Genomic DNA, 18,175 nt, shown 5'->3' with positions numbered 1-18,175 from the left:
CCACAAAAATCGCCTCGAATAGTGATGAGATGTGGCAAAAAGCCCTCGCCCATCCCGTGTCAGGCGGCGACTGGGGCCGGTGCGACGCGGGCCGGCAGCAGCAGGGCCAGCGCCGCCGCGGCCAGGGCGAGGCCGGTCAGGATCGCGCCGATCTCGTGGAAGCCGGCGATCGGCCCGACCGCGGCCGCCCGGGCCGCGAGCAGCGAGCCGAGCACGCCGACGCCGATCGAACCGCCGAGGCGCTGCGCAATGTTGAACAGCGTGCTGCCGTCGGCCATCTGGGTGTCGCTCAGCGGCGCCAGCATGACGGACAGCAGGGGCGTGAGGCCGAAGCCGATCGCCGCCGCCCGGCCCGACAGGATCGTCGCGGTGACCCACAGCGGCGTGTCCTGGCCGACGAGCAGCAGCCCGGCCCCGGCGACGGCCAGCAGCGCGAACCCGGCGAAGACCAGGGGCCGCACGCCGTAGCGTTCGGCGAGGCGCTGGCCGGCGGCGGTGCCGACGCCGGTGATAAGGCCCTGCGGGAGCAGCGCGAGCCCCGTCGCGAAGGCGGTGTGGTGCTGTACCGACTGCGTGAAGACGGGCATCAGGAACACCGCGGCGAACGCGACCACCGATGCGGCGACGCTCAGGCCGAGGGCGAGGGCCGAGCGCCCGTGCCGCAGCAGCGCGAGGTCCAGCGCGGGCTGGGAAGTGCGAAGGGCCCAGCCGGTGTACGCCACGAGCAGCGCACCGCCGCCGCACAGCGCGACGAGGGCGACGGGCTGTCCCCAGCCGTCGACGGTGGCGCGGCTGGCGCCGTAGAGGGCCGCGACCAGGCCGGCGCTGAGCAGGGCCAGGCCGAGCGGGTCGGGGCGGGCGCGGCCGTCGGCGTGCGGTGCGACGCCGTCCGGCAGGCGCCGCACGCCGAGCAGGGCCAGCAGCCCGACGGGCAGGTTGACCAGGAAGATCCAGCGCCAGCCGCCGGCGGCGATGAGCAGGCCGCCGAGCGACGGGCCGATCGCGGGTGCGAGGAAGAACAGCAGCCCGGCGGTGACGGGAATGCGGCGCGCCGCACCCTGGCGGCCCAGCAGCACGCTCATGGCCAGGGGTACCAGCGGGGCGCCCGCGAGGCCCTGCAGGGCGCGGGCGGCGATGAGCACGCCGATGCCGGGCGCGGCCGAGCAGAGCGCGGAGGCGAGGACGAATGCGGCCAGGGCGGCGCCGTAGACGCGCATGGTGCCGAAGCGGCGGGCGAGGTACGACGTCGTGGTGAGCCCGGCGGCCAGCGCCAGGAGGTAGCCGCTAACCACCCACTGGGTCGTGGGCAGGCCGGCGCCGAGCTCCCGCGCGATGTCCGGCGCGGCCACGTTGACGATCGACGAGTCGACCATCGTCAGCAGCGGGCCCGCGAGCAGCCCGAGCTGCATGAGCCCGCCGAGCCGGGGCCCGGCGTCGTCCTCGTTCACGGCGCGTCCTGCTCCGCGGCGGCGTCGAGCTCGGCGATCCACGCCAGCTCGCGCTCGATGCGGGCGGTGAGCTCGGCCACGACGAGGCCGCCCCACCGGTGGTTGCGCGGGCTCGCCGCCGTCTGCACCGCCAGGGCCCCCATGTGCTCGGCCTGCGCCCGCAGCGCGCCGGCCCGCGCGGCGAGGACGCGCCGCCGCTCGGCCGGGGTGAGCTGCTCGAACTGCCCGAGGCGGGTGAGGAACTCGGGCTCGTCGCCGGCCTGCTCGGCCGGCAGGTCGGCGAGCATGTCGTGCAGCAGCTCGCGGCCGACGGCGGTCAGCTCGTACACATGCCGGGGCGGCTTGCCCTCCTGCTGCTCGGCGCTCTTCGTGACCGCGCCGGCCTCCTCGAAGCGGCGCAACGCCGGATAGAGCGTGTTGTTGTGCAGCGCATACGCGGTCGTCGCCGAGACACGCCGCTTGAGCTCGTAGCCGTGAACCGGCCCCCGCTGCAGGTGGCTGAGGATCACGATGTCCATGTACATGCCGTCCAGTCTGACATAGGTACAACTGGACGAACAGGGGTCGACGATGTCTACTGCTCGCCGCGGCCCGGCCCGGCTCCCCGGTGCCGCCGGCGAGGACTTCCTCGACGCGCTGCTGGACGCCGCCCTGGACGCGCACGCCGGGCCGGCGTCGTGATGCCGCCGCTGTACGGGCTGGCGCGGGCGACGGCGGGCACCGCGCGATTCAGAGCCGCCGCAGTGTCTCGGCGTCCTCGAGCCCGTCGAAGTAGCGGTCCAGGACCCGGGCGAAGCGGTTCTCGGCCGGGTCGGCGTGCGCGAACAGCGTCATCGACGAGCGCAGCTTGATCGAGTCGATCGAGCCGAGGATCGCCTCGGCGGTGTGTTCCGTGTCGGCCAGCAGCGCGTCGGCGCACTCCAGCAGGCGCGGGCCCAGCATCGGATGCTGCAGGTACGCGCGGGCCTCGTCGAGCGAGCCGATGGCGTAGCGCTGGGACATCGAGCTGAGCCCGAGCCCCGCGACCTGCGGGAAGACGAACCACATCCAGTGGCCGGTCTTGCGCGCGCGGCGCAGCTCGGCGAGGGCCTCCGCGTACACGTACTCCTGCGCCTGCACGAACCGGGACAGCTGGTACGGATCCTCCATACCGCCCACGGTACCGATCGTGCGCACTCCTCCAGCCGTCGGACTCGACGTCACGAGTCCTCGGGGGACGGCGGGGGCTGGGTCGGGTCGACGCCGGCGAGGAACGCCGTCGCCTGTGCGGCGGTGCGGGCGGCGCCGATCGCGTTTGCCCAGCGGGCCACCTCGGCGGCCAGGGCGGCCGCGCCGGCCTCGTCCCCGGCGTCGCGGGCGAGCACCGCCAGGAGCAGCTGCTGGGACAGGGTGCCCGGCACCGCGCCGGCCCGGGCGCCGGCCTCGGTCGCCTCGCGCCAGCGGGACAGGGCCAGGTCGTGCTCGCCGGCCTCGTGGTCGTGGTCGCCGAGGTGGCGCAGGGCCTCGCGGCGCAGCAGGTCGTCGCCGCCGGAGCGGGCGAGGGCGGCCTCGTAGTGGGCGGGTGCGTCGGCCCGCTCGTCGAACAGGTTGTCGGTGATGAGGCCGAGGTAGTGGTGTGCCCAGCCGCGGCGGCGCTCGTCGGGTGCGGTCTCGGCGAGGCGCTCGCCCTGGTGGCGCACGTTGCGGTCGGGCCGGCCGAGGTGCTGGCGGTACTCGTAGCGCAGCCACGCGAACTCGAGGTCCCAACGCTGCGCGGGGTCCAGGCCGTACTCGTCCACCTTGGACAGCCGGGCGCCCTCGTCGCCGCCGCCGGTGAACCAGCCGGCGTCGACGGCGACGTCGGCGGCGGCGAGGGCCAGGCGGGCCGCGTTGCCGCGCGCGGCGTCGTCCTCGGGCACGGCGGCGATCGCGGCGTCCAGCAGGGTCGCGGCGCGGTCCCAGCGGCCGGCGACGGCCAGGTCGCGGGCCGCCCCGATGATGGTCTCTACAGGGATCATGCGGACGACGGTAGTAATCGAAAAAACTATCCACAAGAAAACTAGTACGCTGCCGGCATGGCGGAGCAGCAGGACACGGTCGACGAACAGGTCGCGGTGTGGGTGCGCGAGCTCGAAAACCTCGACCCGGTCGGCGAGGCCATCTTCATGCGGCTCGCGGTGCTCGGCCGGCAGCAGACGCAGCGGCGCCGCGACGTCCTGGAGGCCGGCGGGCTGCAGCACTGGCAGTTCAAGGTGCTGCTGATGCTACGGCGGGCTGGCCCGCCGTATACGCAGAGCCCATCGCGCCTGGCGGACCTGCTCGGGCTGACCCGCGGCGCGCTGTCGGCCCGGCTGGCGGCCATCGAGGAGGCGGGCTGGATCGTGCGGGAGTCCGACGCGGGGGACCGGCGGCGGGTCCACGTGCGGCTGACGCCGGCCGGCAACGAGACACTCGTGCGGCACCTCGGCGAGGAGGAGCGCGGCGAGCGGGCACTGCTCGCCGCGCTCACGCCGGCCGAACGTCAGGTCCTGGCCGACCTCCTGCGCAAGATGGTGCTGGCCGCCGAGGGCGGCGAGCCTACTTCCAGCTCGTGTTGACCGTCTGCGCCGACGTGCCGGTGTTCAGGGTGCGGTTGGCGCCGCTCTCCCAGGTCACCGAGCCGTCGCTGTTCTTCTTGATGAACTTGTACTCCACGGCGGTGTTCGCCGGTAGCGTCACCGTCGCCGACCAGACCGGGTAGGCCGCCGACGACAGCGCGATCGCGTTCGCCGTGTTCCAGGAGCCGAGCGCCGGGATCGAGCCGACGACGAACACGTTCTGGCCCCAGGTGGTGGTCGCGTTGACGTTGAAGGTGACCGCCGGGTTGGTGGCCGACGAGCCGTTCCACGTCGTGTTGATGGTGCCGGTGCCCGAAGCGGGGACCGTGTAGGTGTGGTTGCTGCCCGGCTCCCACGTCACGTTGCCGGCCGAGTCCTTCGCGATGAACTTGTACTCGATCGCCGTGCTCGCCGGCAGCGTCACCGTGCGGGTCCAGGACGAGCCGCTGGCCGTCATCGGCAGCGCGCTGGCGGTGTTCCAGGAGCCGAGCGCGGCCACCGAGCCGACGAGGTAGATCGGGTTGCCGGCCGGCGCGCCGGTGACGGTGAACGACACGCCGCCCGCCGTCGGGGTCGGCGACGCGGTGGGCGTCGAGGTCGGTCCGGCGCCGACGCGGGCGTTGACGTGCAGGGCGACGGCGTCCTTGGCCGCCACGCCGAGGGTGGCCTGGCCGCTGCCGTTGACCGTGACCGTCGGTCCGGAGCAGGTCTGCGCGGCGGCGTTGTAGTCGCCGTGGATGACGTCGCAGTAGACGCCCGCCGCCAGGCCGGTGCTGAAGGTGCGCGACGAGAGTGCACCGGATCCGTTGTTGATGGCGATCCATCCATTGGTACCGCGGGAGAATGCGATCGCGTTGGACCCGTCCGACCACCAGTTGCCAACGGTGGTGTCGGCCCGGGTCGCGTTGTGGAACCCGACCATGTTGCGGATCGAGCGCTGCCGGTGCTGGCACTCCCAGCCGCTGCCGCAGCTCACCGCGGTCACGTAGCCGTTGCCGTCGGCGGGCGGCGAGGCGTCGTTGTTGCTGAAGCTGAACGAGCTCATCACGTTGGGCGTGCCGAAGTTCCAGGCCAGCATGAACACGTTGGCGAGGGTGTCGGTGGCGCCGGCCTTGTAGTTGAGGGTGGAGCCGTTGCGCTCGGTGTCGTGGTTGGAGACGAACACGGTGGACTTCGCGCTCGGCTCGAGGCCCCAGCTCGGCCCGAACGTCTGCAGGTTGGCGATGCTGCCGTTGAACTGGTTCTTGAGGTTGGTGGCGTAGTTGAACTCCAGCACGCCGCCGATGCCCTCGTACGCCGACGGGGCCAGGTTGCCCGAGCCGCCCGGCATGACCTCCTGCGCCCAGTACACGTCCTGGTTGCTCAGCTTGCCCTTGATGGCCGACAGGTCCGCCTGGGCCATGTGCTTGGCCGCGTCGACCCGGAACCCGTCGACGCCGACCGAGATGAGGTCGTTGAGGTAGCCGGCGATCTTCGTGCGCACGTAGTCGGTGCCGGTCTTGAGGTCCGACAGGCCCACCAGCTGGCAGTTCCAGACCTCGGCCTGGTTGTTGTAGTCATGGATCTGGTTGTCCGGCTGCGGGCAGTCGGCGGGGTAGAAGTGGAAGTCCGAGGAGCTGTAGCCGGCGCTGGGGTAGCTGTAGTTGTTCGTGAAGCTCGCGCCGCCGTACGCGGTGGTGCTGGACTGGTTCGCGCCGGTCATGTGGTTGATGACGGCGTCGACGTACACCTTGACCCCCGCCGCGTGGCAGGCGCTCACCATGGCGCTGAACTGGGCGCGGGTGCCCATGCGGCCGTTGAGGTCATACGCGGCGGGCTGGTAGATGTCCCACCACGGGTGGCCGGCGGCGCTGATCGAGTCCTCCGGCGGGGCGACCTGCACCGCGCCGTAGCCGGCCGGGCCGAGCACGTTGGTGCACTCGGTCGCGATCGACGTCCACGGCCACAGCCACAGGTTGGCGATCACGTCGTTGGTGCCGGTGGCGGCCTCGGCCTTGCGGTCGCCGGACAGCAGCGGCGCGGCGAGCGCCGCCGACACGAGCAGCAGGCCGGCGGCCGCGGCGAGGGTGCGGGAGACGGTTCTGGACAGGCGGGGTAGGCGCACAGGAGCCTCCGGAATGGCGGTAGCGGAGGAGCGATTGACGCAGAGCCTGTTCCGCGGTGAAACACAATGTCAAGGACCTTGCAAGATTTGCCCGCCGGGCAGTTCTCGCAAGGTCCTTGAGCTGCGGAAATGATCAGAAAGATCCGGCAGTTCTTGCAAAGATCCACACTGCGGCGTTGGGCGGCAGCGTGTCGCGGTCGATCGTGCCGCCGGCCAGCACGACCTCCCCGGCGGGCAACGGCACCGGGTCGCCGGAGAGGTTCACCACGCACCGCAGGTCGCCGCGGTTGAAGTCCAGCACGCCGGCCGGGCTGTCGTTCCAGCGCAACGGGCCGCGAAGGCCGCGGCGCAGGCGCAGGGCGGCGCGGTACAGCTGCAGCGTCGAGCCCGGGTCGGCGGCCTGCGCGTCGGCGGCCAGGCCGGACCAGTCCGGCTGGGGCAGCCACGCCTCGCCGGTCGCGGAGAACCCGTGCGCCGGCGCCGCCGCCGTCCACGGCAGCGGCACGCGGCAGCCGTCGCGGCCGGGGTCGGTGCCGCCGGAGCGGAACCACACCGGGTCCTGGCGCGCGTCCGCGGGCAGGTCGAGGACCTCGGGCAGGCCGAGCTCGTCGCCCTGGTACACGTACGCCGACCCCGGCAGCGCCAGCATGAGCAGCGCGGCGGCGTTGGCGCGGGCGAGGGAGCCGAGGCGGGTCGGGTGCCGGCGCACGTCGTGGTTGGACAGCACCCACGTGGTCGGCGCGCCGACGGACTCGGCGGCGTGGATGCACGAGTCGATGCCGGCCCGCACGGCGGCCGGATCGGCCCAGTCGGCCTGCAGGAACTCGAAGTTGAACGCCTGGTGCAGCTCGTCGGGGGCGGTGTAGCGGGCCAGGCGCTGGGGGCTGGACGCCCACGCCTCGGCCACGGCCATGCGGTCGCCGGGGTAGGAGTCGAGGATCTTGCGCCAGGCACGGTGGATCTCGTGCACGCCGTCCTGGTCGAAGTAGGGCAGCACCCGGCGGCCGAGCAGCCCGATCTGGCCGCTGGTGCCGGCGTGCGGGTAGCCGTCGGCCTTGACCATGCCGTGTGCGACGTCGATGCGGAAGCCGTCGACGCCGCGGTCGAGCCAGAACCGCAGTACCGACTCGAACTCCGACCGGACGTCGGCGTTGTCCCAGTTGAGGTCCGGCTGTGCGGGGTCGAACAGGTGCAGGTACCACTCGCCGTCGGCGACCTGCGTCCACGCCGGGCCGCCGAAGACGGACTCCCAGTCGTTCGGGGGCCCGCCGTCGGGGGCCGGCGGGCGGAAGTGGTACCGCGCCCGGGCGGGGTCGTCCGGAAGGGCTTGCAGGGCTTGCGCAAACCACGGGTGGGCGCTGGAGGTGTGGTTGGGCACCACGTCGATGATGACGCGCAGGCCCAGGCCGTGCGCGGCGGCGAGCATCGCGTCGAAGTCGGCGAGGGTGCCGAAGGACGGGTCGACGTCGCGGTAGTCCGACACGTCGTAGCCGCCGTCGACCATGGGGGAGCGGAAGAACGGCGTCAGCCAGATCGCGTCGACGCCGAGGTCAGCCAGGTGCGGCAGGCGTTCGCGCAGGCCGATGAGGTCGCCGATCCCGTCGCCGTTGCCGTCGGCGAAGCTCCTGACGTACACCTCATAAATGACGGCATTACGCCACCATTTGTCCGGATATTCGGGCATAGTGGTCCCTTCAAGTGGCGTTTTGGGGCTTCTAGCGGGGCGCGATGCCGGTCGAGGCGCGCACCACGAGCTCGGGGGCGAACATGAACTCCGAGTGCGGGCTGGGCTGTCCGTTGATCGCGTCGATGAGCGACTGCGCCGCCGCGTTGGACATCGCGCGCACCGGTTGGCGCAGCGTGGTCAGCGGCGGGTCGGTGAACGCGATGAGCGGCGAGTCGTCGTAGCCGACCACGGACACGTCGCGCGGCACCGACAGCCCGCGGCCGCGGGCGGCCCGCACGGCGCCGAGCGCCATGAGGTCCGAGCCGCAGACCAGGCCGGTGACGCCGCGCTCGAGCAGCCGGTCGGCGGCGGCGTGCCCGCCCTCGACGCCGAACAGCGACAGCTCGATGTGCTCCTCCAGGCCGTGGCGGCGCATCGCCTCGCGGTAGCCGTTGGTCTTGCGCTGCACCGGCAGGAACCGCTCGGGGCCGGAGATGAGCCCGATGCGGGTGTGGCCCATGGAGGCCAGGTGGTCCACGGCGATCGCGCTGGCCCGCGCGTCGTCGCAGGAGAAGCACGGCGCCTCGAGCTCGCCCATCCCGGTCAGCATGACGATCGGCAGCGGCCGGTCGATGAGCTTGCGGTAGCGGTCGTGATCGGCCGTGGTGTCGGCGTGCAGGCCGGAGACGAAGATGATGCCGGCGACCGCGCGGTCCAGCAGCATCTCGACGTACTCGTCCTCGGTCACGCCGCCCGGTGTCTGCGTGCACAGCACCGGGGTGTAGCCGTAGCGCGCCAGCGCCGACTCGATGACCTGCGCGAAGAGCGGGAAGATCGGGTTCTCCAGCTCCGGGGTCACCAGGCCGACGAGGCCGGCACTGCGCTTGCGCAAACGTTCGGGGCGTTCGTAACCGAGCACGTCGAGCGCCGTGAGCACCGCGTGCCGGGTGTCCGCACTGACCCCGGGCCGGTCGTTGAGCACCCGCGAGACGGTGGCCTCGCTGACCTCCGCCTGCCGGGCGATGTCAGCGAGGCGAGCTCGTGGAGCGTCCATGGCCATGGGACGAGAGTAAGGGGCCCGACGGCCAAAATGAAAGTCGACTGGAAGCTCTTTCATTCGCTGCAACTCCTTGCTACGGTCTGCGCCACCGGCAATCGATCGACACCCCTTCTGACCCTTGCCGGCCCACATTCCCCTGGAGTTCTTCATGCGCATTCCGCTGCGCGTCGTCGGCGTGCTCGCCCTCGCCGCGTTGACCCTCACCGCCTGCGGCTCCGAGAAATCGCCCGCAAGCTCTTCCACGCAGGGACCGACGGCGACGCTCACCATCTGGGCCGACGACCAGCGCTCCGCCGCCCTGAAGCCGTTCGCCGAGGCCTTCGGCAAGGCCAACCACGTCGACGTGCAGGTCCAGGCGGTCTCCAAGGACCTGCAGACCGTGTACGTGACCGCCGCCCAGTCCGGCAAGGGCCCGGACATCGTCGTCGGCGCGCACGACTGGATCGGCAACCTGGTCCAGAACGGCACCATCGACCCGATCCAGCTCTCGGACTCGCAGAAGTCCGGCTTCGCCGACGTCGCGGTCAAGGCCGTCACCTTCAACGGGCAGGTCTACGGCGTGCCGTACGCCATCGAGAACCTCGCCCTGATCCGCAACACCGACCTGGCGCCGACCGCGCCGGCGACCATGGAGGACCTGGTCGCCGCCGGCAAGGCGCTCAAGGACGCCGGCAAGGTCAGCAACATCATGTCGCTGCAGGTCGGCACGAACGGCGACGCCTACCACATCTACCCGCTGTTCGCCTCGGCCGGCGGCTACCTGTTCGGCACCAAGGCCAACGGCGACTACGACCCGGCCGACCTCGGCGTGGGCAAGCCCGCCTCGGTCGAGGCGTTCAAGAAGATCGCCGCCCTGGGCGAGAAGGGCTCGGGCGCGCTGACCCGCTCGGTCAACAGCGACAACGCCATCCCGACCTTCACCGGCGGCAAGGCGCCGTTCCTCATCTCCGGGCCGTGGGCCGTCGCCGACATCAAGAAGGCCGGCATCAAGTACGACATCACCCCGATCCCGGCCTTCGCCGGCGGCAAGCCCGCGCAGCCGTTCGTCGGCGTGCAGGCGTTCTACGTGGCCAGCAAGGGCAAGAGCAAGGCCCTGGCGAACGAGTTCATCACCAACTACCTCACCAAGCCCGACCTGCAGGTGGCGCTGTACCAGGCCAACCCGCGCCCGCCGGCGCTGACCGCCGCGCTGGACCAGGTCAAGGGCAGCGACCCGGACATCGAGAAGTGGCTCACCGCGGGCAAGGGCGGCGCCGTGCTGCCGGCGATCCCGGCGATGGCCGCGGTGTGGGACCCGTTCGGCAAGGCCGAGTCGGCGATCATCGGCGGCGCGGACGTCAACACGACGCTGACCGGCGCGTCCAAGACCATCACCGACGCGATCAACAAGTAACGCCATGACGAATCTGCACCCCCGGGGCGTCGTCGTGAAGATCGCGGTCCTCGGGCTCGCCCTGGCGCTGGCGGTGTACGCCGCCTTCCCGCTCGCCGACGCCCACGCGTGGGGATGGCTCGCCGTCCTCGTCGTCGTCACCGGGCTGATCTTCGCGATCTACCTGTCGCCGCGGCCGGTCCCGGCGAAGTACCTCGTCCCGGGGGTGCTGTTCCTCCTGGCCTTCCAGGTGGTCCCGGTCCTGCTCACCGTGACCACCGCGTTCACCAACTTCGGCGACGGGCACCGCGGCAGCAAGCAGGACGCGATCACCGCGATCCAGAGCGCGTCCGTGCAGCAGGTGCCCGGCTCGACGGAGTACGCGCTGTCGGTCGCCCTCGACGACGGCGGCCTGAAGTTCCTGCTGCTGTCCTCCGACGGCAAGGCCTTCGTCGGCGACGCGGAGGGCCTGCACGACCTCGCGCCGGGCCAGGTGACCGTGACGGCCGGGCGGATCACCGCGGCCGACGGCTTCGAGCTGCTCGACCTCGGCCAGGCCACCCAGCGCAACGACGAGGTCCTCGCCTTCGCCGTGCCGACCACCGGCGGCGCGATCCGCGCCTCCGGGCTCACCCGGGCCTATACCGGCCAGGCGACCCGCTTCTACGACGCCGGCTGCGACTGCATCACCGACCGGGCCAGCGGCGCGAAGTGGTTCGCCGACGAGAGCAGCGGCGAGTTCGTCGGCGCCGGCGGCGAGCACCTGGCCCAGGGCTGGAAGGTCAACGTCGGCCTGCACAACTTCGCCCGCGTCGTGAGCGACCCGCGCATCGCCGGGCCGTTCGTGAAGACCCTCGTGTGGAACGTCTCCTTCGCGGTCGCGTCGGTGCTGGTGACGTTCGCGCTCGGGCTGGCCTGCGCGCTGGCCCTGCACTCCGACAAGCTGCGCGGGCGCGGGATCTACCGGGTGCTGCTCATCCTGCCGTACGCCATGCCGTCCTTCGCCATGCTGCTGGTCTGGCGCGACCTGTTCAACCAGGACTTCGGCCTCATCAACCGGATCACCGGCCTGCACGTGGACTGGTTCGGCTCGCCCTGGACCGCCCGCCTCGCCGTCATCCTGGTGCAGCTGTGGATGGGCTACCCGTACATGTTCCTGGTCGCCACCGGCGCGCTGCAGGCCATCCCGAAGGAGATGACCGAGGCCGCCTCCATCGACGGCGCCACAGCCTCGCAGCGCTTCCGGCGGGTCACGCTGCCGCTGCTGCTCGTCGCGCTGACGCCGCTGCTCATCTCCTCGTTCGCGTTCAACTTCAACAACTTCAACGCCATCTACCTCACCACCGAGGGCGCGCCGTTCCCGCCCGGCGACTCGAGCGTCGGCGCCACCGACCTGCTCATCACCTACACCTACCGGCTCGCGTTCGGCGGCTCCGGCGCCGAGTTCGGCTTCGCCGCGGCGATCACCGTCTACATCTTCGCCATCGTCGCGCTCATCTCGGTCGTCGGCTTCCGCCGCAGCCGCAAGCAGGAGGAGGTCTACGCGTGACCGCCTGGGTTCGCACCGTCGGGTGGCGCCATGCCGCCGGCGTCGCCGCCGTCGTCTTCTCGCTGTTCCCGATCGTCTTCGTGGTCTCCGCCGCGCTCAACCCGCTGGGCACCCTGAGCTCCACCGGCCTCGTGCCCGAGGCGGCCGGGCTGGGCAACTTCGCCGACCTGTTCCGCAACACCGATTTTCCGCGGTGGTACCTCAACTCGATCCTCGTCGCGGGCCTGGCCGCCGCCGCGGGCGTGTTCCTGTCGATCCTGGCCGCCTACGCGTTCTCCCGCATGCGCTTCCGCGGCCGGCGCGTCGGCCTCGTCACGCTGCTGCTCATCCAGACGTTCCCGCAGTTCCTGTCGGTCGTGACGATCTACATCATCTTCGCCGGGGTCAGCGACTACTACCCGCCGTTCGGCCTCGACAGCCCATGGGGCCTGATGCTGCTGTACCTCGGCGGCGCCCTCGGCGTGAACACCTGGCTCATGAAGGGCTTCCTGGACACCGTGCCCAAGGAGCTCGACGAGTCCGCGGTCATCGACGGCGCCAGCCACGCGCAGGTCTTCTTCCGCGTCATGCTGCCGCTCGTCGCGCCGATCCTCGCCGTCACCGCCCTGCTCGGCTTCATCGGCACCATCAACGAGGTGCTGCTGGCCAACGTGTTCCTGCGCAGCGACGACGCCAAGACCCTCGCGGTCGGCCTCTACGGCCTCGTCGCCGAGAAGCGCAACGCCAACTTCGGCATGTTCTGCGCCGGCTCGCTGCTCACCGCTATCCCGACGGTCGTGGTGTTCCAGGCGCTGCAGCGCTACATCGTGACGGGCCTGACGAGCGGGGCGGTGAAGGGATGATGCACCACGACGGGTCGGCGCTGCACGTGCCCGACCAGAACCCGCGCCTGGGCTCCAACGTGGACGTCTGGCTGCGCACCGGGCCGTCCGTCCGCTCGGTGCACGTCCGGTCCGTCGAGGACGGTGAGCCGCGGTTCACGGCCGCTTCGGCCGAGCGGCGCGGCGCCGAGCTGTGGTGGCGCGCGTCCGTGCTGGTGCGCAACCCGGTCACGCGGTACCGCTTCATCGTCGACGGCGACTGGTACACCGTCCTCGGCCGCTTCGCGCACGACGTCCCCGACGACACGGACTTCCGGCTCGTCGCGCACCCCGGCCCGGCGCCGTGGACGCGGGAGGCGATCGTGTACCAGATCTTCCCGGACCGCTTCGCCCGCTCCGCGACGGCGCCGGCCACCCCCGACTGGGCGGTGCGCCGCGAGTGGGACGACCCGGTCGTCGGCCGCGGCCCCGACGCGTCGCGGCAGTTCTACGGCGGCGACCTCGACGGCATCGCCCGGCGCCTGGACCACATCCAGGACCTCGGCGCCGACACCGTCTACCTGACCCCGTTCTTCCCGGCCCGCTCCAACCACCGCTACGACGCCGTCGCCTTCGACCGCGTCGACCCGCTCCTCGGCGGCGACCGGGCCCTGCGCCGCCTCGCCGACGCCCTGCACACCCGCGGCATGCGCCTGGTCGGCGACCTCACCACGAACCACACCGGCGTCGAGCACCCGTGGTTCGACCAGCCCGACCTGTACTACATGAGCGCCGACGGCGGCTACGAGTCCTGGCTGGGCGTGCCCAGCCTGCCGAAGCTGAACTGGCACTCGGCGCGGCTGCGCGAGCGCTTCGTCACCGACCCGGACTCGATCGTGCGGCGCTGGCTGCGGTACCTCGACGGCTGGCGCATCGACGTGGCCAACATGACCGGCCGCCGCGACGGCGACGACCTCACCCACGAGGTCTCCCGCCTGATCGCCCAGTCCGTGCGCGCCGCCCGCCCCGACGCCCTGCTCGTCGCCGAGCACGCACACGGCGCCGGCCCCGACCTGGATGCCGACGGCTGGCAGGGCACCATGAACTACGCCGGCTTCCTACGTCCACTGTGGACCTGGCTGCGCGCCGACGACCTGGACCTGCCCGACTTCCTCGGCGTCCCCGGCGGCGTGCCGGCCCGCGACGGCCACGCGATGGTCGCCACCATGCGCGCCATGATGGCCACGATGAGCTGGCGCTCGTGGATCCACTCCTGGAACCTGCTCGGCAGCCACGACACCGCCCGCATCCGCACGGTCGTCGGCGACCTCGGCCGGATGGAGGTCGCCGTGGGCCTGCTCGCAACGCTGCCGGGCGTCCCGATGATGTTCGCGGGCGACGAGTTCGGCCTCACCGGGTCGTTCGGCGAGCAGTCCCGCACCCCGATGCCGTGGCGGACGAGCATCCAGACCCTGCCGTGGTACTCGAGGCTGCTGTCGCTGCGCCGCAAGCACCCGGCCCTGCGCGGCGGCGGCCTGCGCTTCGCCCACGTCAGCGCCGACGCCGTGGCGTTCTGGCGCGAGACACACGACGAGCGCCTCCTGATCCTGGCCCGCCGCGCCCCCGGCGCCCCGCTCCCCATGCCAATTTCGGAGGCCACGAACCTCTACGGCGGCGCCGAACTGCGCGGTGAGCTGCCCGGGGACGGCCCGACCGTGCAGATCTGGTCCTGTCCCTCGTAGCGTTTTTTGTCGTACCCCGGCGTTACTGTGCGGTCATGGATGAGCTCGAGTACTACCGGACGCACAGCGCGGCGACCGATCCGGGCGCTCACCGCAACCTGCTCGACGACCGGCCCGCCGACCCCGCCGCCTTGGCGAAGCTGGTCGGCGGCCTGATCGTCCACCGCGACTGGACCTGGCGCTTCGGCTTCACCCTGCCCGAGCACCGCCGCGACGAGGCCAACACCCGCACCGTGTCCGCCATGCTCGACCGCCTCGGCTCCCTCGACGAGCGCCAGCCGTCCGAGCGCCTCGCCGGCACCTGCCGCGACTTCACCGTCCTGCTCGTCGCCCTGCTGCGCGCCGCCGGCGTCCCCGCCCGCGCCCGCGCCGGCTTCGCCGGCTACTTCACCGAGGGCTTCTACGACGACCACTGGGTCGTCGAGACCTGGTCCGCCGCCACGTCGTCGTGGCACCTGGTCGACGCCCAGGTCGCCGGCGCCCCACCCGGCACCTACAACACCGCCGCCGGCCTCGACCCCCTCGACGTCCCACGCGACGCCTTCCTGGTCGGCGGCCAGGCCTGGCGCGACTGCCGCACCGGCGCCCACGACCCGTCCACGTTCGGCGTCGCCGTCGCCGGCCTGACCGGCATGTGGGAGATCCAGGGCAACGTCCTGCGCGACCTCGCCGCCCTGAACCGCGCCGAGACCCTCCCGTGGGACAACTGGGGCCTGATCCCCGTCCACTACGACGAGCTGCCCCACGCCGACCTGGACCTGCTGGACCGCGTGGCGGCCGTGAGCGCCGCGGGCGGCCCACTTCCGGTCAGCGAAGCCGCCTACGCGAGCGACCCCCGCATCCCCGCCCCGTCCAGCGCGCCGTAGCCCCGCCCCGCGCTGCCGCCGGGTGTCATTTGCCTCGGTCATCCATCATCGTGAGCATGGCTCGTGGGTCGGATCTCGGCTGGTGGGGGCGCCACCCGTATGCGTATGTGGCCATCACCAACGGCCTGTTGCTGCTCTGCATCGTCCTGGCGGTGATCGCCGGGCCCGGGGCCGCGATCATTCCCGGGTTCTTCGGCCTGCTGTTCGTGATCGCCGCGGCGTATTCGTGGCACTGGCTGCTGAAGGGCCGCCACCAGTCCAAGGCGAAGAACGACCGGCTGCGCTGGAAGATCGACAAGGTGCTGCTGCGGATCGGCTGGGTCGTGCTCACCGCGGTCTTCCTCTGCCTGGCGGGAACGTCGATCATCGGTATATACGGCTCATGGCGCCTGGATCGCTACGGCGTCACCACCGAGGCCACCGTCGCCGACATCGACGGCAGCACCATCACGGTCAGCTTCCGGACCGGCGACGGCCTCCGCGAGGGAGACCTGCGCACCGAACGCGGCGACGGTTCCCGGCTGCACGTGGGTGACCCGGTCCAGATCCTCCACGACCCGGACCCCGGCTACCGCGAAGTCGTCCTGGCCGAGCGCTCGCCGTACGCGGGCTGGCCGTTCGCCATCGGCATCGGCGCCATCGTGGCCGGCTACTTCGTCGTGGTGCCCGCCGGCCGGCGAGTCATCAACAGCCAGGCCTCGCGCCATTGGCGCAAGGCCTGAACACGATGCGGGCGGGGCGCGTCCGGCTGCGCTAGAACGGCGCCGGGCCGCGGCCGGCCAACGTCATCAGGATCTGCGTGGCGAGCAGACGCCGCGTGCCGGTCACCGCCACGTCACCGAACTCTTCGTACGGCAGCTCGATCTGCAGGCCGTCGCCCGCGGCCCGGACGGCGGCGGTGGCTTCGTCGGGCCGGAACGTGCCACCCCAGCCGGCGGGACGACCGTGCTGGTTCGTCTTGAGCGAGGCCGTGCCCGGCACCCGTGTGCCGTCGGCGAGGATGAGCCGTGCCGGCCCCGAGTAGATGCTCATATCCTCCTACCCTAGCTGCCGGGGTGTCACCCCACCCCTTCGGCCGGGTCGTTGATCACGAGCCAGCTGTCCGTGTTCGCACTGGCCGTCGTCTCGGTGTTCGTGATCGCTATGGCCGGCTCGTTCCACCGGCTACCGGACCTGCGGCGCAGCGGGAGTCGAGCGGCCGCGGCCGCCGCCGTTGTAGACGATGACGTCGGGGCGCTCGCCGTACTCGCGGAACGTGGCCAGGGCCTCGGCACGCAGCACGTCGGTGCGGACCTCGACCCCGCGGGCGGCGAGCTGCTCCTTCCAGTCGGGGCGCATGGGGCCCTCGTCGAAGCCCGTGAGGTGCTCGACCTCGTCGCCCTCGCCGGCGATGACGAGGCGGGCGACGCCGGACCACAGCACGGCGCCGTAGCACATCGCGCAGGGGCGCCAGTTCACGGCGAGTTCAACCGGCGGGCGGCCGGCGGCGCCCAGGTCCCAGGTGGCGGCGCCGGCCTGGGCCAGGCAGAGGGCGACGACCTCGGCATGCATCCCGGACAGGCCGCTGGCCAGCACCAGGTTGACGCCGACGGACAGGACGGCGCCGGTGGCGGCGTCCGTGACGACGGCGGCGAACGGGCCGCCGGTGCCCTCGAGGTGGTTGCGCCGGGCCAGGCGGTGCGCGAGGCTCATCCGGGCCTCGACATCGGGCAGCGACGGCTCGACGGCGGCGAGCTCGGCGGCGACCCAGCCGGGCAGCCGGGCGCCGAAGTGCGTGGTGGCGAGCTGCATGCGGTACCCCCTCAGGCCGTGAAGAAGTGGCTCAGGCCCATGGCCTTCAGTCCGCGGCGGTACGCCACGGAGCTGCGGTCGGCGGCGATGTTGACCTCGATGCGCGGGTCGAGCGGCAGGTTCTCCGGCCGCTGCGCCTCCACGACGCGCCGGTCCTCCTCGAAGACGCGCAGGTTGAAGGCGAAGATCTCGCTCGCCGGCTGTGCGGTGGCGAAGTCCTTCGCGATCGGCGCGAACATGCGCGTGCGGCGGGCCGAGACGGGCGTGGCGGCGTTCATGATGCACAGGCGGCCGCCGTCGGGGAAGTGCACGACCAGGGTGGCGGTGAACGGCAGGTGCAGCGCGAAGCGGCGCAGCCAGCGGTACCCGTCGGGGGCGCGCTGCCCGGCGCCGTGCGGGTAGTTCGCGACGGTCGAGCAGTAGTCGACGGTGAAGCCGTCGGCGGTGGCGACCGGGTTGTACGGCGGGACGACCGGGTTGTCCGGGTCGCCGAACGTGCCCGGGTGCACGAACCCGAAATGCGCGACGTCGAGGAACCCCTCGACCTGCCGGCCGGCGAACGCGGCAACGTCGAACGGCGGACAGGTCACGCGCTGGAAGCCGGCCTCGTCCCAGCCCGGCATCGGCGGTACACCGCCGCCGCGGTGGTCGAGGCAGGTCCACACCAGGCCGTAGCGCTCGAGGACCGGGTAGGTGCGCAGGTGCATCCGGGCCGGGACCTTCGCCGCGGGGTCGGCGGGGATCGCGACGCACGCGCCGCCCGCGCCGAAGCGCAGCCCGTGGTAGGCGCAGGCGATGGTGGTGCCGTCGCCGGTGCCGAGCGAGAGGGGCACGCCCCGGTGCGGGCACAGGTCGTCGGCGACGACGATGCCGGACCCGGTGCGGTACACGACGAGAGGCACGTCCAGCAGCGTCGCCGCGAGCGGAGCGGTGCCGACGTCCTCGGCCCGGGCGAGGGCATACCAGCCGCGGGCCAGGATCGCCCAGTCGGCGGGGTCGAAGGTGCAGTCACGCGGCGGCGCCGGCGCGGCCGCGGAGGGGGTTTGTGTCACGGACACGGCAGGGCTCCCGGAGGCATCGGTGGCAACGGCGAGGGATGGGCGCGGCCCATCGCGGCCGTGCTCAGCCGTGCGCGATCCGCCCGCGGGTCCAGGCGGTGCGGTGGACGCGGCGGCGGGCGTCCACGCCCTGCGCGTGCGCG

At 72.1% G+C, this 18,175-nt stretch carries 17 protein-coding genes; 7 read left to right on the top strand and 10 right to left on the bottom strand.

Features of this window, described 5'->3' with window-relative positions:
* Positions 1–59 precede the first annotated feature (59 nt).
* From ABD901_RS39530 to ABD901_RS39515, 4 genes are all read right to left on the bottom strand, one after another.
* Positions 60–1,448, bottom strand: a complete 1,389-nt coding sequence (locus ABD901_RS39530) for a DHA2 family efflux MFS transporter permease subunit (RefSeq protein WP_345135375.1) — start codon at positions 1,446–1,448, stop codon at positions 60–62.
* Positions 1,445–1,972, bottom strand: a complete 528-nt coding sequence (locus ABD901_RS39525) for a PadR family transcriptional regulator (protein WP_345135373.1) — start codon at positions 1,970–1,972, stop codon at positions 1,445–1,447. Before ABD901_RS39525 ends, ABD901_RS39530 begins: the two co-directional genes overlap by 4 nt.
* A 205-nt stretch (positions 1,973–2,177) precedes the next feature.
* Entirely contained in the window at positions 2,178–2,597 is a 420-nt protein-coding gene (locus tag ABD901_RS39520) for a DUF1810 domain-containing protein (RefSeq protein WP_345135370.1), read from the bottom strand.
* 50 nt (positions 2,598–2,647) lie between these two features.
* Positions 2,648–3,445 (bottom strand): hypothetical protein, encoded by a 798-nt coding sequence (locus ABD901_RS39515; protein WP_345135367.1) that lies wholly within the window; start codon positions 3,443–3,445, stop codon positions 2,648–2,650.
* A 57-nt stretch (positions 3,446–3,502) separates the two neighbouring features.
* Here ABD901_RS39515 and ABD901_RS39510 point away from each other — a divergent pair, with 57 nt between their 5' ends.
* Positions 3,503–4,024, top strand: a complete 522-nt coding sequence (locus ABD901_RS39510; protein ID WP_345135365.1) for a MarR family winged helix-turn-helix transcriptional regulator — start codon at positions 3,503–3,505, stop codon at positions 4,022–4,024.
* Here ABD901_RS39510 and ABD901_RS39505 read toward each other — a convergent pair.
* The 3 genes from ABD901_RS39505 to ABD901_RS39495 all read right to left on the bottom strand — a co-directional run bounded on the left by ABD901_RS39505 (position 4,005) and on the right by ABD901_RS39495 (position 8,848).
* Positions 4,005–6,128, bottom strand: a complete 2,124-nt coding sequence (locus tag ABD901_RS39505) for a carbohydrate-binding module family 20 domain-containing protein (protein WP_345135363.1) — start codon at positions 6,126–6,128, stop codon at positions 4,005–4,007. The two genes, ABD901_RS39510 and ABD901_RS39505, sit on opposite strands and share 20 nt — an antisense overlap.
* Positions 6,129–6,261: 133 nt before the next feature.
* On the bottom strand, positions 6,262–7,812 hold the full coding sequence (locus ABD901_RS39500) for a glycoside hydrolase family 13 protein (RefSeq protein WP_345135360.1): 1,551 nt from the start codon (positions 7,810–7,812) through the stop codon (positions 6,262–6,264).
* A gap of 31 nt (positions 7,813–7,843) precedes the next feature.
* Positions 7,844–8,848, bottom strand: coding sequence for a LacI family DNA-binding transcriptional regulator (locus tag ABD901_RS39495; RefSeq protein WP_345135531.1), 1,005 nt, complete (start codon positions 8,846–8,848; stop codon positions 7,844–7,846).
* 154 nt (positions 8,849–9,002) lie between these two features.
* Here ABD901_RS39495 and ABD901_RS39490 point away from each other — a divergent pair, with 154 nt between their 5' ends.
* From ABD901_RS39490 to ABD901_RS39465, 6 genes are read left to right on the top strand one after another with little or no spacing between them, the layout of a single operon-like run.
* Positions 9,003–10,247 (top strand): sugar ABC transporter substrate-binding protein, encoded by a 1,245-nt coding sequence (locus tag ABD901_RS39490; protein ID WP_345135358.1) that lies wholly within the window; start codon positions 9,003–9,005, stop codon positions 10,245–10,247.
* 4 nt (positions 10,248–10,251) lie between these two features.
* Positions 10,252–11,775, top strand: coding sequence for an ABC transporter permease subunit (locus ABD901_RS39485; RefSeq protein ID WP_345135355.1), 1,524 nt, complete (start codon positions 10,252–10,254; stop codon positions 11,773–11,775).
* On the top strand, positions 11,772–12,617 hold the full coding sequence (locus ABD901_RS39480; RefSeq protein ID WP_345135353.1) for a sugar ABC transporter permease: 846 nt from the start codon (positions 11,772–11,774) through the stop codon (positions 12,615–12,617). Before ABD901_RS39485 ends, ABD901_RS39480 begins: the two co-directional genes overlap by 4 nt.
* Positions 12,614–14,317 carry a glycoside hydrolase family 13 protein gene (locus tag ABD901_RS39475; RefSeq protein ID WP_345135350.1) on the top strand — a complete coding sequence of 568 codons (1,704 nt, stop codon included), beginning with the start codon at positions 12,614–12,616 and terminating at the stop codon, positions 14,315–14,317. The genes ABD901_RS39480 and ABD901_RS39475 overlap by 4 nt, the downstream gene beginning before the upstream one ends.
* A 35-nt stretch (positions 14,318–14,352) precedes the next feature.
* On the top strand, positions 14,353–15,183 hold the full coding sequence (locus ABD901_RS39470; RefSeq protein WP_345135348.1) for a transglutaminase-like domain-containing protein: 831 nt from the start codon (positions 14,353–14,355) through the stop codon (positions 15,181–15,183).
* Between the two features lie 56 nt (positions 15,184–15,239).
* Positions 15,240–15,905, top strand: a complete 666-nt coding sequence (locus tag ABD901_RS39465) for a DUF3592 domain-containing protein (RefSeq protein ID WP_345135345.1) — start codon at positions 15,240–15,242, stop codon at positions 15,903–15,905.
* Between the two features lie 31 nt (positions 15,906–15,936).
* Here the strand turns inward: ABD901_RS39465 and ABD901_RS39460 are convergent, their stop codons facing one another.
* The 3 genes from ABD901_RS39460 to ABD901_RS39450 all read right to left on the bottom strand — a co-directional run bounded on the left by ABD901_RS39460 (position 15,937) and on the right by ABD901_RS39450 (position 18,032).
* A complete protein-coding gene (locus tag ABD901_RS39460) occupies positions 15,937–16,215 on the bottom strand; it encodes a hypothetical protein (protein WP_345135343.1) in 279 nt (92 codons plus the stop codon).
* 132 nt (positions 16,216–16,347) lie between these two features.
* Positions 16,348–16,974 (bottom strand): tRNA-specific adenosine deaminase, encoded by a 627-nt coding sequence (locus ABD901_RS39455; RefSeq protein WP_345135341.1) that lies wholly within the window; start codon positions 16,972–16,974, stop codon positions 16,348–16,350.
* Positions 16,975–16,985: 11 nt separating this feature from the next.
* Complete coding sequence (locus tag ABD901_RS39450) at positions 16,986–18,032, bottom strand: Rieske 2Fe-2S domain-containing protein (protein WP_345135339.1); 1,047 nt, start codon at positions 18,030–18,032, stop codon at positions 16,986–16,988.
* Positions 18,033–18,175 lie beyond the last annotated feature (143 nt).

The sequence above is a fragment of the Dactylosporangium darangshiense genome, from assembly GCF_039537565.1.
GTDB lineage: Bacteria > Actinomycetota > Actinomycetes > Mycobacteriales > Micromonosporaceae > Dactylosporangium > Dactylosporangium darangshiense.
The sequence above is the reverse complement of the archived record's forward strand: the minus strand, read 5'-3'. Positions and strand labels throughout refer to the sequence as shown.

Excerpts from the sequence above, each read along its gene's own strand:
- ABD901_RS39525 (WP_345135373.1), bottom strand. The coding sequence starts at position 1,972 with ATGTACATGGACATCGTGATCCTCAGCCACCTGCAGCGGGGGCCGGTT.
- ABD901_RS39520 (WP_345135370.1), bottom strand. The coding sequence starts at position 2,597 with ATGGAGGATCCGTACCAGCTGTCCCGGTTCGTGCAGGCGCAGGAGTAC.
- ABD901_RS39515 (WP_345135367.1), bottom strand. The coding sequence starts at position 3,445 with ATGATCCCTGTAGAGACCATCATCGGGGCGGCCCGCGACCTGGCCGTC.
- ABD901_RS39510 (WP_345135365.1), top strand. The coding sequence starts at position 3,503 with ATGGCGGAGCAGCAGGACACGGTCGACGAACAGGTCGCGGTGTGGGTG.
- ABD901_RS39500 (WP_345135360.1), bottom strand. The coding sequence starts at position 7,812 with ATGCCCGAATATCCGGACAAATGGTGGCGTAATGCCGTCATTTATGAG.
- ABD901_RS39495 (WP_345135531.1), bottom strand. The coding sequence starts at position 8,848 with ATGGACGCTCCACGAGCTCGCCTCGCTGACATCGCCCGGCAGGCGGAG.
- ABD901_RS39490 (WP_345135358.1), top strand. The coding sequence starts at position 9,003 with ATGCGCATTCCGCTGCGCGTCGTCGGCGTGCTCGCCCTCGCCGCGTTG.
- ABD901_RS39485 (WP_345135355.1), top strand. The coding sequence starts at position 10,252 with ATGACGAATCTGCACCCCCGGGGCGTCGTCGTGAAGATCGCGGTCCTC.
- ABD901_RS39475 (WP_345135350.1), top strand. The coding sequence starts at position 12,614 with ATGATGCACCACGACGGGTCGGCGCTGCACGTGCCCGACCAGAACCCG.
- ABD901_RS39470 (WP_345135348.1), top strand. The coding sequence starts at position 14,353 with ATGGATGAGCTCGAGTACTACCGGACGCACAGCGCGGCGACCGATCCG.
- ABD901_RS39465 (WP_345135345.1), top strand. The coding sequence starts at position 15,240 with ATGGCTCGTGGGTCGGATCTCGGCTGGTGGGGGCGCCACCCGTATGCG.
- ABD901_RS39460 (WP_345135343.1), bottom strand. The coding sequence starts at position 16,215 with ATGAGCATCTACTCGGGGCCGGCACGGCTCATCCTCGCCGACGGCACA.
- ABD901_RS39455 (WP_345135341.1), bottom strand. The coding sequence starts at position 16,974 with ATGCAGCTCGCCACCACGCACTTCGGCGCCCGGCTGCCCGGCTGGGTC.